The organism is Lactobacillus sp. ESL0677 (assembly GCF_029392875.1).
Classification (GTDB): Bacteria; Bacillota; Bacilli; order Lactobacillales; family Lactobacillaceae; genus Lactobacillus.
In genome coordinates, this window is record NZ_CP113946.1 from 714,703 (window position 1) to 731,509 (window position 16,807).

Annotated in this window: 10 protein-coding genes; 7 read left to right on the forward strand and 3 right to left on the reverse strand. The window is 39.5% G+C overall.

What is annotated here, in order from left to right:
* Positions 1–80 precede the first annotated feature (80 nt).
* Entirely contained in the window at positions 81–1,490 is a 1,410-nt protein-coding gene (locus tag OZX76_RS03455; protein WP_277180979.1) for a DHA2 family efflux MFS transporter permease subunit, read from the forward strand.
* Positions 1,491–1,493: 3 nt separating this feature from the next.
* Positions 1,494–1,913 carry a MarR family winged helix-turn-helix transcriptional regulator gene (locus OZX76_RS03460; RefSeq protein ID WP_277134012.1) on the forward strand — a complete coding sequence of 140 codons (420 nt, stop codon included), beginning with the start codon at positions 1,494–1,496 and terminating at the stop codon, positions 1,911–1,913.
* Positions 1,914–1,961: 48 nt separating this feature from the next.
* Here the strand turns inward: OZX76_RS03460 and OZX76_RS03465 are convergent, their stop codons facing one another.
* Together OZX76_RS03465 and OZX76_RS03470 are read right to left on the reverse strand one after the other, a co-directional pair.
* Entirely contained in the window at positions 1,962–2,543 is a 582-nt protein-coding gene (locus OZX76_RS03465) for a TetR/AcrR family transcriptional regulator (protein WP_277180981.1), read from the reverse strand.
* Positions 2,544–2,554: 11 nt separating this feature from the next.
* On the reverse strand, positions 2,555–3,880 hold the full coding sequence (locus OZX76_RS03470; protein WP_277180983.1) for an ABC transporter permease: 1,326 nt from the start codon (positions 3,878–3,880) through the stop codon (positions 2,555–2,557).
* Positions 3,881–4,027: 147 nt separating this feature from the next.
* Here OZX76_RS03470 and OZX76_RS03475 point away from each other — a divergent pair, with 147 nt between their 5' ends.
* The 5 genes from OZX76_RS03475 (at position 4,028) to OZX76_RS03495 (ending at position 16,046) form a co-directional block, all read left to right on the forward strand.
* Positions 4,028–5,254: an ArgE/DapE family deacylase gene (locus tag OZX76_RS03475; protein ID WP_277180985.1), complete on the forward strand. Its 1,227-nt coding sequence runs from the start codon at positions 4,028–4,030 to the stop codon at positions 5,252–5,254.
* 130 nt (positions 5,255–5,384) lie between these two features.
* Positions 5,385–6,128: a threonine/serine exporter family protein gene (locus OZX76_RS03480; protein ID WP_277180986.1), complete on the forward strand. Its 744-nt coding sequence runs from the start codon at positions 5,385–5,387 to the stop codon at positions 6,126–6,128.
* A gap of 18 nt (positions 6,129–6,146) precedes the next feature.
* Entirely contained in the window at positions 6,147–6,584 is a 438-nt protein-coding gene (locus OZX76_RS03485; protein ID WP_277134021.1) for a threonine/serine exporter family protein, read from the forward strand.
* 351 nt (positions 6,585–6,935) lie between these two features.
* The gene (locus tag OZX76_RS03490; protein ID WP_277180989.1) at positions 6,936–15,686 is read left to right on the forward strand and encodes a Rib/alpha-like domain-containing protein; all 8,751 of its coding nucleotides are present in this window, start codon (positions 6,936–6,938) and stop codon (positions 15,684–15,686) included.
* Between the two features lie 213 nt (positions 15,687–15,899).
* Entirely contained in the window at positions 15,900–16,046 is a 147-nt protein-coding gene (locus tag OZX76_RS03495) for a VanZ family protein (RefSeq protein ID WP_277181485.1), read from the forward strand.
* A 95-nt stretch (positions 16,047–16,141) separates the two neighbouring features.
* Here OZX76_RS03495 and OZX76_RS03500 read toward each other — a convergent pair whose 3' ends face one another.
* On the reverse strand, positions 16,142–16,795 hold the full coding sequence (locus OZX76_RS03500) for an NAD(P)H-binding protein (RefSeq protein WP_277180991.1): 654 nt from the start codon (positions 16,793–16,795) through the stop codon (positions 16,142–16,144).
* Between the last annotated feature and the right edge of the window lie 12 nt (positions 16,796–16,807).

Here is a 16,807-nt window from a genome sequence, read left to right on the forward strand (position 1 = left end):
TTTGCATTTGATGAAAAATTGTTATAACATAGCTATTTGTAATAGTTAGCAAGCTAACTATTTTATTTAGGAGGAATTAGATGCAAAGAAAATTAGACGCAAAATTAATCTTATCAATTCTTGCAGCAGGCCTGATGTCCTTTTCAGGTGTGTTAATTGAAACGGCAGGTAACATTACCTTTCCTGTTTTAATGAGAGAGTTTAACGTAAATATGGCAACGGTGCAGTGGATGACGACAGGTTATCTTTTGATTGCTGCAATTATTATGCCGCTGTCAGCTTATTTAAAGAAGAATTTTAGTTCTAAAAAATTATTCGTGACAGCCGCAATCTTATTTATTATCGGGTTACTGATTGATTCATTGACCACAAAGTCGATGGGCTTTATCTTTTTAGTAGTTGGTCGGATTGTGCAGGGTGCCGGCGCTGGGATTGCACTACCGTTGATGTTTAACATTATTTTGGAAAGAACGCCACTTGATAAAGTTGGTCTCTTGATGGGCATCGGCACAATGATTACGGCGGTAGCCCCAGCCTTAGGGCCAACGTTTGGCGGTCTAGTTGTTAATACCCTCAGCTGGCGGTATATTTTCATCCTGATTATTCCGGTAATGATTATTTCCTTTATCATGGGTGTTCTGTGCATCACCAAGGATCCATATCCTTTAAGTCATACCAAGCTTGATTGGTCAGGTTTTATTGAAATTGCCCTAACTTTTGTTGGCCTAATTTTAGCTTTCAGTAATTTATCAGGGATTTTAGTACGGCCACTAGAATTTGTTGTGCCGCTAGTTATCGGTTTGATTGCCCTAGTTGTGTTTATTGAGCACTCACTTAAGGTAAAAGAGCCACTGCTAAATATTCGCTTACTGAAGAACAGCAAATTTACTGCTGGCATTATTGCCTACTTTATTTTCCAAGTTAATACAGTTGGACTGTCGTTTATTTTGCCGAATTACTTGCAAATTGTAAATGGTGTTTCAGCAATGGTTGCAGGGTTGCTACTTTTGCCGGGTGGTGCTATTGGTGCAATTGCATCACCAGTCAGTGGACGGATGCTTGATAATTATGGCCCCAGAAAGCCAATTATGACTGGTGCTTGCTTTGAACTATTGGGCAGCATTATGTTTTGTCTGTTCGCCCAACGTTTTACAGGTGTTAACGTTTTGATTTCTTACTTAGTAATTATGACAGGAACTGGTTTAATTATGGGTGATACTATGACTTCATCTTTGAACCTGCTTACTAAGGAAGAAAATGCTGATGGTAATGGCTTGTTCAACATGGTGCAGCAATTTTCCGGAGCCGTTGGGACGTCAATTGTTTCTGCTATCATGCAATTTGTTCAGCAAATAAGTTCAAAAACAGCGACGGCTGGCAAGCTGATTGATGGTGCTCAAGTTGGGCTAATTTTCTTATTAATTTTGGTTGTGATTGGCGTATACTTATTACATAAAGCAACAAAAAAGGACAATTTAAGTGAGAATTAACTAATGAAGAGAAATTTTGGTTTAGCTTTGCAGCGAGCACAAAATACCTTTAATCGCAATGTTGATCGTTATGCGCGGACGATTGGTCTAACAGGTACGCAAATGGTGATTATTCAGTTTTTAAGTGCGGTACCTAAGGAACAGAAGGTTTATCAAAGAGATATTGAGCATGAATTTAATATTCGCAAGTCGACGGCAACTAATATTTTGAAGTTGCTGGAGCAAAAAGATTTAATTGCTAAAAAAGCCGACGCGCATGATAGTCGCCTAAAGGAAATTATGTTAACCACAAAGGCAATTGGAATTAAGCGAGATGCGGCTGCTTATGTTAAACGTTCAGAAGCAAGTGTTGAACGCATTTTAGGTAAAAAATTGTGTGCTGAGGTAACACAAGCTTTGCTTAAGCTAGATCAAGAATTATAATTATGTAAAAAAGGCACACAGCCGAAACGCTGTGTGCCTTTTTGATTGCTAATTTCTTAAATGACTAGTAAAAACTTTGATGTTTTTAGTCAAATAATCTTGATCAGAAATTTGAAAATTGGGTCCTGAGTAAGCTAATTTAAAGACGCTGTGACCAAAGTTAAGCAGTAAAAAGTTATTGACTTCAACCGCAATGTTGATATTATCCGCAATCTCACCGTGTTGGTGCATCTTTTCAAATAATTTGGTATATAAGTTACGTTGCAGTGTGATTAGCTGTCCAATTGCTTCCATTAGTTCAGGAAATTGTCGATTTTCACGTAAAGCAATTAAGAAAATACCCTTATGTTGCTCAATGAAATATTGGTAAATACTGACAACACGTTGAATATCTTTTTCGGAATTGCCGGTCAAAGTAAAGTCGTGACTAACTTTGGTAATTTCATTGGTATATTGCATAATTAATGACCTTAAAATACCTTTTTTGTCGGTAAAGTGACGAAAAATCGTGCTTTCATTAATCCCTGCCTCTTGGGCAATTTTACGAGTAGTCGTACCCTTATAACCGTAAATTCCGGCTAATTTGGCGAATGCTGCAATAATTTTTTGGTCAACGTCACTCTTACTCATGCTGATCGCTTCTAACTAATTTCTTCAAACTTTAACATTGGTTGTTTTTTCATTATTGTAACAATTATTAGACTTATTAGTAAAGTGATTATATAAATTGCTGCAAGACCAAGGACGGCAGTTGTAATGCTTGGTCCACCATAAAAGTTGGTATAATCACCTAGAATGCCGTAATAAAGTGGGATAATATAGTGGATTGCTTTAAAGAATGGGTTCATCGTGACTACTGGCATCATGCCAGCACCAGCGACAATTTGTAACATTGTAATAATGACGTTAATAACTGCGCCGATCTGTCCTAGTAAGAAATAGAAAATTCCGGTAAAGTTAAAACTGGCACAGACTAAGAGAAAATGTACAAGCCACAAGTTCATAAAGTTAGTGGTTGGCACATTGACAAATTTCATGGTAATAAAGGATGTAATTAGAGTTGAAAATGCTGCCACTAAAATGTAGGTGATTTCCAAGTTAATGAATGATTTGAAACGGCCAATTTCTTTAGCGAATTTGGCGTAAGTACCATATAGGGTTAATGAGGCCATCATGGTACCGAGATAGAGTGCTAAAATAGCGAAAAATGGTGCCATAGCATAATTAATTCCTGTTGGTAATTTATGTTGGCGGTGTAGTTGCTCACTTACAGCTTCTTTAGTTGGTTTTGCCTGAGCTTTCGCTTGAGCAATAATTTGTTTTTCTTGTTGTTGGGCTTTTTTGCGAGTTGCTAGCTTTTGCCCCGCGACTTTTTGCTTTAATTGAGCAGTAAGCTTTGGTTGCATAGCAGCTGGACTAGTGGCAATTTGTTGTTTAGCTTGGGCTATTTCAAGTTGTGCTTGCTGCTCTTGCTTGAGCAAGTTACGCTTGAGCGTTTTTAATTTTGGTGCAGCGATTTGTATTACTGCCTTTTGGGTACTAATTTTTTTGTTTAACGAAGCAGCAACAGATTGAGCCGTTGATTTCATCGCAGCGGTGACCGTTGACTGGTTAGAATCATTGATGTAGAAATGCAGTTGAGCCGAACGATTTTGACTGGCTTTTTTAGCAAAATCTCGAGGAATATCAATAATTAGGTAGGTAGTTCTCTGGTCGAGATCAGTTTTTGCTTGGCTTAAATTTTTAGTTTCATTAATCGTATCAAAAGGTAAATTCTTTTTTAATTGGCGAGCGATTGTCTTACTGTGTGTATCTTGATTAACAATCGTGATTGGCAATTTATCAACGTTAGTTGGCATGGCGTGATAGCCAAAAAAGTAAATGGCAAAGACCAAAATACCATAGAGTAGGGTAACTAAAGTCGCAAGTAGTGGTCCGCGACTAGTAATAAATTTTTTGAATTTCATTATAAAAATCTCTCTTTCTAAATTGTATTTGTTGATAGTAACATGATTTTTATCAGCGTGCAAGTACTTGCTTGCAAAATTGGTTAAATATGCTTTAATAAAAAAGTAAGTTATAATTAAGTAATAAACTTACAGGAGGTATTTATCATGGAACAAGAACAAAAGATGCAAATTTTGCAAGACTTAGTAGCTTTGCATTCCGTTAACGGGGATGAGTTACCAGTTGCCAAGTATCTAAAGAAATTGCTTGATCAAGCAGGGATTAAAAATAAGATTTTACCATTAAAAGATGATGCTAATCGGGCTAACTTGGTAGCTGAATTGGGAACAGGTAAGCCAATTTTGGTTGTTTCTGGTCACATGGACACGGTTGACGTTAACAAAGATAATTGGCAGACTGATCCATTCAAGGTTACTAAAAAAGGTGACAAGCTATATGGCCGTGGGACAACTGATATGAAGGCTGGTCTTGCCGCAATGGTGATTGCTATGGTGGAATTAAAAGAGAGCGGTGCAGAAATTCCTGGGACCATTCGACTTTTAGCAACTGCGGGTGAAGAAGTTGGTCAACCAGGTGCTGAGGAATTGCAAAAGCAAGGCTATGTTGATGATGCCGATGCTCTACTGATTGGTGAGCCATCTGGTTTGTTTAGAACGGTTTTTGCTAATAAGGGTGAATTGGATCTGACGATTTCTTCAGAAGGTAAAACTGCTCACAGTTCAATGCCATTCTTGGGTAATAATGCTGTTGAACATTTACTTAATGTCTTAGATGCGATTAAGAAGCGGATTAAGGAATTAACTGCTGGTGTTAAGAATGACGTCTTGGGTGAAACCGTCTTTAACATTGATACGATTAAGGGTGGAAACCAAGTGAATGCCATTCCTAATCATGCCGAAGCTGAACTTAACTTGCGGACAATTCCAGAATTAGCTAACCCGAAGATCTTGCAAGAGTTCCAAGCAGTAATTGATAATTACAATAATTCAACTAATGGTCACATCAAGATGAGTGTTGACATGGATATTATTCCAATTATTGGTGACCGTGATTCTAAATTATTGCAGGTTGTCCAAGCTGCTGGTCAATCTTATGTGGCTAAGCAGGAAGTGCCAAAAGAGCAGTTAGCCTTGATGCAAAAAGAAGCCCAAATGGCTAATACTGAATACCATGAAGGTGGCTTTTTAACTGAAGGTGTGTCTGGCGGGACTGATGGTTCCAAATTCTTGATTAACCACCCAACTGGCTTTGCATACTTAATGTATGGGCCGGGTAGTGATACACCGCACCAAGATAATGAATATGTTTCTGAACAAATGTATTTGGATTTCGTGGATATTTACAAGCAGATTTTTACTAATTACGGTAAATAATGATTATTAAACAGTACAGGCAGTTGCTTGGACTGCTTTTTTTGTCTAAATCTTAAGAAAGTTAATCGTTTGGGTTGGATTATGCTGTAAAAACAGTAGTGGTCTGTTACACTGCTATATGGTGATGAAAATGGAAAATAAGGCGATTGACGTTGGCGTTTTAGCCGCAAAAATTTTAATCGAATCTGGCTCAGAAATGTGGCGTGTGGAAGATACTACTAAACGAATTATTGATCATGCCGCTAGTAGTAATGCTGAAGCCTTTACTAGCCTGACAGGTGTGCTAGTTAGCTTAAAGAACGCGTCGTATACGCGGTTTATTCAAATTGAAAAGCGTGGCATTAACATGTTGCGGATTAACGGGGTAAACCGGCTTTCACGGCAGTATACTGCTGATAAAATTACATTAGATGAGCTTGAAGCGGGGTTAATTAAAGTTCAAAATGAAAAGCCACAATTTCCTATCTGGGTTCAGACACTTGCTGCGGGATTTGAAGGTGCCTTTTTTATGTTTATTTTCACGCAAACGTATGATTGGCGTGATTTCCCGTTAGCATTTGTTGCTGGTGCTTTGGGTTATTATGTGACGCTGTTTTTGTCGTCGCGTGTGCGCATTCGTTTTATTAGTGAATTTTTTGGTGCGTTAGCAATTGGCTTGTGTACAGTAATTGGCGTTCATTTTCATTTAGGTTTTAACGTGCAGAATATTATTATTGGGGCAATCATGCCGCCGGTGCCGGGGATTCCAATGATTATTTCGGTGCGTGACATTTTTGAAGGTAACTTACTCTCAGGGCTTGAACGCATGATGGAATGTTTAATCACGTTGAGCGCTTTGGCGTTTGGCATAGGTGTTGTGCTGCATTACATGTAGCGGAAAGGACAAACAATAATGACTTTTTATCATTTTATAATTCAAGTTCTTTTCAGCTATTTAGGAACGGTAATGTTTGATCTTTTTATCAATTTACCCAAAAAGGCGCTTAACATTTCAGGTGCAATTGGCTGTGTGGGCTGGCTCGTGTATTGGTTTATCTATGAATTTGGTCTGGGGGCAATTTTAGCGAATTTTATCGCTGCCTTTGTCGTTGGCAGTTTAGGAATTATTTTTGCTGTTAAAAAGAAGATGCCTAGTACGATGTTTGTTAGTGGGTTAGTGCCGCTCGTCCCCGGGGCTAGCGGTTATCAGGCCTTGGCAGCGATGATTGGTCACTCGCCAATGGTTGCCGTACAAAAAACAATTCATGTTGGGATGGTTGCTGGGGCAATTGCTTTGGGTTACGTTTTTTCTCAAGTAGTTGTAGAACTAATGCATCAAAAAAAGCGCTAAGTAATTTTGTTTACAAAAAAGATGATTGTATATTATTAATTTATTTTAATAGAAAATATTAATTTTTGTAATTTTTAAAATAATTGTTAATTATTAAAAAAATAAGCATTATTTCGGTTAGAAGTAATGCTTATTTTTTGTTCTGTACTTAGAGCCTCAAGGAATCTTTTGAATGTTATTTTTTATCTAACTAAATACATGTGAGAGTTGGAATAAGGGTAATATTACTGTTGTCTAATTTTGTTATATATGAGCATAGTGTTTGTATAAAGCTGATTTAGGGTCTACTATTAGTTTTGTAAGCACTATCAGATAGAAACTAGATTTTCTAATAAATAAGAGGGTAGAAATATGCTGGGAAAAAATAATTTCAAAGAAAGACTAAGAAAAACAGAGATGCAGGCCAAAAAGGATCGCTTCTCAATACGGAAATTAACTGTGGGAACAGCTTCTGTATTACTTGGTTTTAGCTTTATGGCGATGAGCAGCCAAACTACTAAAGCAGATGTGATTTCTTCGAAGTCTGAAACTGAAGTTCAAACAAACAAAGATATTACTACTACTTCGGAAGACAAGCAGGATACTAAGCAAAACTTAGCTACTTATTCAGGCTTGAGCTCGTTTTTAAAGAGCAGTGATACTAAAGAAAATGAGCAAAAACCGACTGAGTCAGCACAGACCACGCCGACAGCTAAACCAGCTGAAACTGATACTTCGACTGCTCAAGCAACAGCTAACAAGGAGCCAGCAACTACTGATACGGCTGCACAACCGGTACAGTCTGACGCGGCAACAGCTAAGCCTGTTGTTACAACTCCAACTAAAATAAAGCCAGCTGCTCAAGGTGATGACACAGATGCGGCCACCTGGGAAGACTTTACAAATGCTTTGAAAGATGAAAATATTACAACGATTAATCTGACGGCTGATATTACAGCAACAGATAATAATCAAAAATATACGATTACAACTGATAAAGTGATTAATGGGGCTAGCCATACTTTAAATATTGGCTCAAATATTATTCAGGATGATTACTATCAATATGGGATAACTTTTAACGACTTAAAGTTAATGGGAATGAAGCCGAATGATGATCCGGCATTATTTAACTTTTATGGTTACGACAACAATAAGGCGGTCACATTAAATAATGTTGAAAGTGATAATGTTAGTTACGATGCCTTAATTAATTTTATAAATAACGTTACTTTGAATTACAACACAGATGGCAATATCTTTAGTGATTATGCGGAACCAACTGCTAATGATGGTTCAAACGTCAAAATTAATTTTGCACCGACTGTTGAAACATCTTCCAGTTTTATCTGCGATATTTTTATCATTCAAGATAACGCAACTGTTAATGCTGAAATTGCCAACACTAATAGTGCGTTGCGGGGAACAGGAACAATTGATGATGGTCGAATTGAAGTTGGGGCTAATTCAACGTTTAATCTGACAATCGATCCCACGGTTAACTTTCTTTATCGCGTTGATGAGGGCATTCCACCGTTAGACTTGAAGCTATATGAAGGCTCTACCACAATTATTAAAAATAATGCTTCTGATAATGGCGTTAATCCAGGAGAAGATAATCAATTAAATTTAGTTGCTGATACACCAAAATTATTTGAGTTAATTAGCAGTGGCGGTGATGTCAATAACTTTAACTTCCCAATGACCGATATTTCGGGTGCTAAGATGGGGATGATCACTGATCATTACAAGTGGATTATCCAAGATTCAGATAATGCTAACATTATTGATCCTAATTTGACAGATAAGCAAATGAAAATCTTGGCTAACCCAACTTTGCCAGAGAATATTCTGCTGGAAGGTAAGGCCGACAAGACTTTTCAAGATTTAAGTACTAAAGATGATTTCCAAACGGTTATTCAAAGTCAAGGCGGCTTTAATGGGTCGGCTGGATTTGCCTTAGGAACAGACCTCTATGATGGCTGGAAGAAGACTGATGCCGGCCGCTACAATATTTCTAGTAATAAAATTTCCATCCACCAAGGCCAAACAAGTGCAGTTGGTGGTGCCCAAGATAAGTTAAATGCTGTTGATGGCAAAGATAATACTGCGACCACGATTGCTAGTTTGCTAGAGCTTGATGATAGTATTAGTTCCGGTAACAAGACGATTACAGGAGTTGCTTGGGTGCCAAATATGGCGATGGATAGTCAAGGCAATTTAACTAGCGGCGGTCTCATTAAAGATGATGCTGGTAATTTAGCTGAAAGCATTAATCCAGTTGGTCCAGAAGATAATCAGTTGGGCAATGCCGTCATTCGGGTAACTTATGGCGATGGCACAACAGATGATATTCCGGTAACTTTAGATGTGGTTACTGCTATATCTTCTGGTGATGTGCAGCAGGTTGCACACGGCGAGCTGCCAACTGCCACTCAAGCTGAGGATGCCGTGGCTTTTGACGGGGATGCTAGCAACTTAGACCCAACTTATGAATGGTATAAGGCAGATGGTTCAGGACCGTTAGAGGTCAGTGACTTGACCCCAGGAGCAATTAATGACGTTAAAGTCTTGGTAACTTATCATCATCGTGATGGCCAAGCTGATGGTACGCAGTTGGTAGATGCTAAAGTGGCAATGGGCGATACACAGGCCAACTCATCTGGAGTTACTGCTGGAACCGGTCCAGTTGTGGTCCATGCTGCTGATATTCCTAGCGAAAATGATCCGCTTGTACCTGATTTTACCGATAAAACTAAGTGGAGTTCATACCTAGCTGGTGACTTAACTAATGTTACTAGTGTTAACTGGGATGATGAGACTGATGTTGCAAGCATTATTAACGGCACAACTGGTGAAAAGACTGGAAAGCTGCGTTTAACATTTAGTGACGGTTCAACTAAGGAAATTGATGATATACGAGTTAACGTGCTTGGCGGTGAAAAAGACACTACTAAGACAACTACAACACCAAATGGGCTTGTTCCTTCAGTTGACCAGGCTAAAGATGCACTTAAAGACGCCGCAGATTTAACTACTAATTTAAATGATGCTGGTTACGACGTTGATTATTCTTGGGCAAAAGATGACCAGGGTACGCCAATGGACAATGGTTATGTTACTTATAGCGAGCAGCAGCCAAATAAGACAGTTCCAGGTTATGTTGTTTTAACTTATTACAAGAAGGGAGCAGAACATACCCCTGAAAATGTTGACGGTAAGCAAATTATTCCCGTTGATGTCACAATTAATAAACAAGAAACCAATTTATATCACGCCCAATTAGCTGGCTCTGGTCAAGATTCTCAAGGAGTTGCGGTAGCCAAAGGGACAACTTTAGATGCTAAAGATGCTATTCATAAGCCAGAAGATTTCCCAGCAGATGCAAAATTTGAGTGGGAAAGCCCAGTTGACACTTCAACAACTGGTGATAAGCAAGCCTGGGTTGCTGTAACTTATTCAGATGATTCGACTGACCGCATTCCCGTTTTAGTTAATGTTTATGATACGGCTTCAACTGAGTATCCGAAAGCTAAGACACAGACAGCTGACTTAAACGGTACTGTCCCTGATGCCAAGGCTTCAATTGTAAATAGTGCTGACTTCCCAAGTGATACTACATATGAATGGGCTAATGAGCCTGACTTAAGTAAGGAAGGTTCTGCTATTGGCACGGTTAAAGTTACTTATCCGGATGGCTCTAGTGACTACGTTATTGTCCCAGTAATTGTGGGTAATGCTAACCCAACGCAGGAGAATGACCCACAAGGTCAAAGAACCGATATTGCTTATGGTGCTGGTAAGACTGCATCGTACGATGATGCTAAAGCCGCAATTAGTAATGCAGACAGTATGCCGCAAGGTACAACTTATAGTTGGCAAACAGCCCCAGTAGTCAATGATTTGAATAAATTAGGTGTTCAGGCAGCTGTTGTTCAGGTCACTTATCCAGATGGCACATCGAACAATGTCCCAGTAGTTGTGGACGTTGTTAGCGATGCCCATTCGGCATCACGACCGCGGGCTAAGAATGTTTGCTTAAATGTTGGAGATGCAATTCCTAATGCTAAGGATGCCGTAATTAATAGCGCTGATTTAACTAATGCCACTAGCTTTGAATACGAAACGACACCTTCAAGTGCTAATGCTGGTGTTACGCAAACAATGATTAAGGTGACCTATGCTGATGGCTCAACTGATGAGGTCCCAACGCAAATTATCGTTGATGCCCCGACAACTGAAACCTCAACTGAGGCCGAGAAAAATAATCCCCACGTTAAAACGGTGCGGACTAATGTTAACAGTAACGTTGATGCGTCTAGTGTAATTGATAACTTTACGGAATTAAATGGTAATCCGAAAGCGGAATGGGTTGATCCTGACTTTGGTAAAAATGCCACCAAGACTGCAGGCTTGAAACAGTCGCAAGTTAAGCTGACTTTTGATGATGGTTCAACTAAAATTGTGACAGGCTATATTCGGGTAATTTCTGATGGTGAAAAGCATACCGATTCAGTTACTGGTAAGACAGTTACTAAGAAGATTGGTGCCGCAATTACCGCTGCTGAAATGGTAAATGATTTGCCAAGTGATGCCGAAGCTACATTTGCATCAACAGTTAATATTAAAGATGGTAAAGTAGAAAATCCGGGTACATACATTGAAACTATTCATATTAAGTTCCATGACGGCACTGAAAAGGATGTTTCATCGGTCTTAACAGTGCCAAGACAGAGTTCACAAATTAACTTTGTGCAGAACCACCGGGTTGTCTTACACGTTGCTAACGTAGGTAGTGATGTGTCACAAGCGCCAGATGAATTTAAAGATCCAAGTTCATTCTTAGGTAATACTGAAGACGCTAATATCGCTAAGATTGAGTGGGCAACAGATGGTTTTCCTAACGTAAGCGAAGCAAATGAACAAACCAAAGCTAAGATTAAGATTACCTTTAAGGATGGTACGTCAGTTACTGAGAGTATCAATGTTAAGGTAATTGGTGCAAGAAAGGCTGACACTCCAACTACCATTACAGCTGGTGATAATAGCAAGTTGGATGAAGGCCGGGCTAAGTCAGCCTTGAACCCTACAGATGTGATGGCAATTGATTACAAGTTCCCTGGTGCTAAATTTAGTTGGGCCGCAAATGCAGATGGTACAGGTGATGTTGATATTAGTAATGCCGGAGAGCAACACCCATATGTTATTATCAGTTATGATGATGGCACTAAAGAAGCTGTTCAGGTTGACTTAACAGTTAACGAGAAGCCGACAGCAGGTGCTACTTATAAGCCAGAAGCAACTAGTGGTTCTGTCACAACACACATGACAACTAATGGTGTTACAATGCCACCAGAATTTAATGATCCGTCAAAGATGGATGGCTTTATGCAAATCCCTGGTGTTGATGACCTTAGCAGTGTTGTTGATCACTTAACTTGGGCTAATGATGCCCCAACAACTGCTGGTGATAGTCAACAGTTCCAAGTAATTGCGCACTACAAAGATAATTCAGTCAGTGATCCGTTCACAATTAACGTTAATGTGTTAAGTGCCAAGAAGACAGACACACCAACGACGATTGCGGCAGGTGATAAATTAACGGGTGTTATTGCGGAAGCAGCTTTGGCCCCAGCAGAAAATGCTAATATTAAAGCTAAATATCCTAATGTTAAGTATAGATGGGCAACTAGTGCCGATGGTTCAGGAACCGTTGATACAAGTAAAGTTGGCAGTTCACAACCTTACGTTGTTGTTGACTACGGCGACGGCACCATTCAGACTGTTCAAGTTGACTTAACTATTAAATCACAAGCTGATGCCAATACTGGCAATATTGATGCAACTCAAGCTGCAACTATTACAACTCACTTAGCTAATGGTCTGCACAGTGAAGTTAAGGTTCCTGAATTTACTGATCCAGCTTGGATTAAGGACAACATTAAGCTCAATGATGGCAGCGATGATTCGAGTGCCAAGATTGATCATTTGAGCTGGGAAGGCGCGCAACCAGATACGATTGGTGATGGCCAGTCACTTAACGTTGTTGCTCATTACAAGGATGGCTCAACTAGTGCACCATTTAAATTGCCAGTTAATGTAATTGGTGCTGAGAAGAAGACTGATAAGCCAACAACTGTTAAAGTTGGCAGCGAACCTGGTGAAGCAGAAGCCAAGAACGCTTTGATTCTGGAACAAGTTCAGAAGATAGACGCTCAATATCAAAATGTTAAGTATTCATTTGCTAAAAATAGTGATGGTACTGGTAAAGTCGATACAAGTACTCCAGGTACTAGTTCAGCCTATGTTGTAGTTGATTATGGTGATGGTACCAAGCAAACTGTGAAGATAGACCTGAAGGTTGACAATGAACGTGATGCTGATAAAAATAATCCAGTTGCAGCAACTGTCAACGCAACTGAGCCAATTAAAGCGCACCTAATTCATGATTATGGTACTGGTAACCCGATTACCAAGTATCCAGCTGGCTTTACTGATCAAGCTAAGATGAAGAGGATTATTACTGGTATTAATGATTGGAACCAAGTAGATTACTTAACTTGGGCAGCTGCGTCACCAGATAAACCGGGTGAAAATCAAGATGTTAAGGTAATGGTTCACTACAAAGACGGTTCAGTTAGTGACCCAATAACTGTTAAAGCTAATATTTATGGTGTTCAACACTTAGATGTTGCTGGTGTAACGACCCCTGCAGAAGTTACGGAAGGCGAGCAACCGACTGCTGACCAGGCAATGGAAGTTTTAGGTCAGAAAGACTTAGTTAATAAGATTAAAGAGCAATATCCAAATGCTAAGTTTGGCTGGGCTAACAAGCCAGATGGTACTGGAACTCTTGATACAAGTAAACCTGGGCAAAGGGATGCCTATGTTGTAATTGATTATGGCGATGACAGCAAGCAAGTACTGAAGGTTCCACTAACTGTAAATCCAAAGACGCCAACTGGAGATAACCATACGCCAGAAAAGACGGATGGTTCTGTCACAACGCACTTAACGACTACCGGTGTTGCAACGCCTACTGAGTTTAATGATCCTACAAAATTCAATGACTTTATGCAGATTTCTGGTGGTGGCGATCCAGCTGACCTAATTGATCATGTAGATTGGGCTGACGGTACAGGACCAACAGCAGTTGGTGATAATCAACAAATTGAAGTTATCGCTCATTATAAGGATGGTACAAATAGTAAGCCGTTTAAGATTAATGTCAACGTCCTTGATGCACGCAAGAGTGATAAGCCGACAACAGTCTGCAAGGATAGCACTCCAGATGCAAACGTGGCAAAGAGTGCGCTAAACGATGATGACGTTCAGAAGATAGTCGAGAAATATCCAAATGTCACGTATTCATTGGCAGGAAACAGTGATGGTACAGGTACAGTTGACACAAGTACTCCGGGTAAGAAGAATGCCTTTGTAGTAATTGATTATGGTGATGGCACGAAGCAAATTGTACCAGTTGAACTGAATGTTGCTGGTAGTACTATGGCTGATGATAATCATCCAGTTAAAGCACCTGTCAACACAACTACTCCGATTTTGACACACCTAGTTCATGATTCTGGCACTGGCAATCCAGTCGCTATGGAACCGGCTAGCTTTAGAGATCCAGAAGCTATGAAGAATATTATTACAGGTGTTGATTGGGACAAGGTAAAGAACTTAAGTTGGTCTGATAAAGTTCCAAATAAACCGGGTGACGGTCAAGATGTTGAAGTTGTCGTTCACTACAAAGACGGTTCAGTTAGCAAGCCAATAACAGTTAAAGCTAATATTGTTGGTTCCGAACACTCTGATGTCACAGGTAGCACTACTTCTCCTGCAGAAGTAGCACCTGGTAAACAGCCAACTGAAGACCAAGCTAAGAATGCTTTAGGTCAAGGCGTAGCCGATAGGATTTTGAAAGAATATCCAGACGCTAAGTTTAGTTGGGCAAGTAAGTCAGATGGTACAGGTACACTTGATACAAGTAACCATGGGCAGAAGGATGCTTATGTAGTTATTAAGTATGGTGACGGCACTAAGCAAGTCGTGAAGGTGCCACTAAACGTTACGAATAATGGCTCTAGCAACAATAACGGTTCATCATCAAGTAACGATTCGCAGCCTGTTGGTGGCAGCGTTACAATTCCGCAAGGTAAAGACTTGAGTAATGATACTGAATATGCCGAACAAGCAATCGGTAACTCAGCAAGTTTGCCAGCAGGTACCACTTACAAGTGGCAAGAAGTTCCAGACACATCAGTTGCTGGTAAGACGCTTTCTGCTTCGGTATTGGTAACCTTGCCTGATGGCACAAAGCTAGTTGTTCCAGTTTCAGTCACTATTGGTACTAAGAAGGGCGAAACCGTAACTTTGCACCACAATGCATACCTCTACAACGAGGCAGGTCAACGGATTAACGAATTAGTCTATAAGACAGGTTCAGTTGTTCCAGTATATGGTATCAAGACGATTGATGGCAGAGACTTCTACATCTTGGATGATAACCACTACTTAGCTACTGGCAATGTCTTGAGTACTAAGCAAAAGTTGACTCACAATGCCTATGTTTATAACCAATATGGCACGCGGGTTACTAAGAAGGTATTCAAGCGCGGCAAGACAGTTAAGACTTACGGTGAACCAATTAATATTCGGGGTAAGAAGTACTACAAGCTTGATAATGGTTACTTCTTGAGAGCCACAAACTTTAAGAAGCCAAAGCGTGATTTAACACCAGTCCAAGCAATTGTCGCAGATCCAACTAAGGATCGGGTAATGCACAACTCTTACTTGTACAATGAGAATGGTAAGCGCGCTAATGGCATTATCCTGAATGCTGGCACGCGGGTTAAGATTGACCAGACGGTGCACAGTATTGCTGGTAGAAACTTCTATAAGACTGATAAGGGTTACTACATTGCAGTTGAAAATATCACGGGCACCAAGGTAAGCTTGAAGCATAATGCGTATGCCTATAATAGATATGGCAGTCGCGTTAACAAGAAGACCTTGAAGCGTGGCAAGAAGATTACTGTTTATGGTGATCCAGTCAAGTTGCACGGTGCTTCATACTACATTGTTGGTAACAAGACTTATGTTAAAACCGCTAATTTTTAGATAAATTAGTGTAAATAAAAAAACTGTTTGATGAAAATCAAGCAGTTTTTTTGTTGGTATTGTAATTAATATTAATTTTACATGGACGAGAATAAACATTTCTAATATATTAAGTAAAAGGTACAAAGGAAGATTAAAGGTGACGAGATGTTTAACGCTAAATATACCAAGCTTTAGAACAATCTTGGATTAATGTTTTTAAGCTAGTTATTAATTGAGAGTACACAATTAACTCTAAGTTTTTTCTATCTTGGAAATAGAATTTTTGATATTAACGACCTGTTATTGAACACGTTGGGCTCTTTGCTTGGCTTCGCCTTCTTTAAACTTTGCAACAAAATATTCAAACCTATATTTTGAAAAATAACTATAAACATTCAAAAAGTGCCCCTAATTGCCGACTTGACGTCTAACAATTATGGAGCACTTTTAAATTTGGCTAAAATAAATTTAGTCTAGCCATTAGCAACAGTAAAGCGTTCCTGATGGTGCTTAGGAGTTAAAATTTCTTGAACTAAAGCCGTAGCCATTGTACCGGCAGTAGTAACTGATTCGCCTTGCTCGTTATACAGCAGCTCATCTTTGCCAGTAAGAATTTTAGCAGCTTTTTCTCCAGGGAGGAATAGATTAGCTGGCGAGATATCGAACCAATTAACATTATCGACGTTTTGCAGGAATTGGTACTCAAAGTATTGGTTCTTTGGGGTGTTGCGCCAAGGTTTAGTTGACTCGTCCTGTTCAATATCTTGCAAAACGCGGTGATGGTCAGCACCGGTAATTAAGCTGCCGGCACCAAGAATAAAGGCCAATCGCGGACTAGTAGTTTCTCTGAATAAACGAATTAAATGAGCAGCTAAATCAGTGTGGCGATATGCTTGTGCTGGGGCCGTTGAAAAGGCATCAACAATCACATCACAGTCACCGAAATCATCTTTGGTTAGCGTGAAGGCATCTTGAGCGACAGTTTGAATACTGGGCACTTCAGCCTTTAACTTGGCCAGCTTATCAGTTGAACGACCATTAGCAATAATTTTAAGATTGTTTTTAGCTGCTTCTTTGACAAAAGCGGAGCCTGCCATACCAGTTGCTCCAATTACAAATACTTTCATAATTTTCCTCCA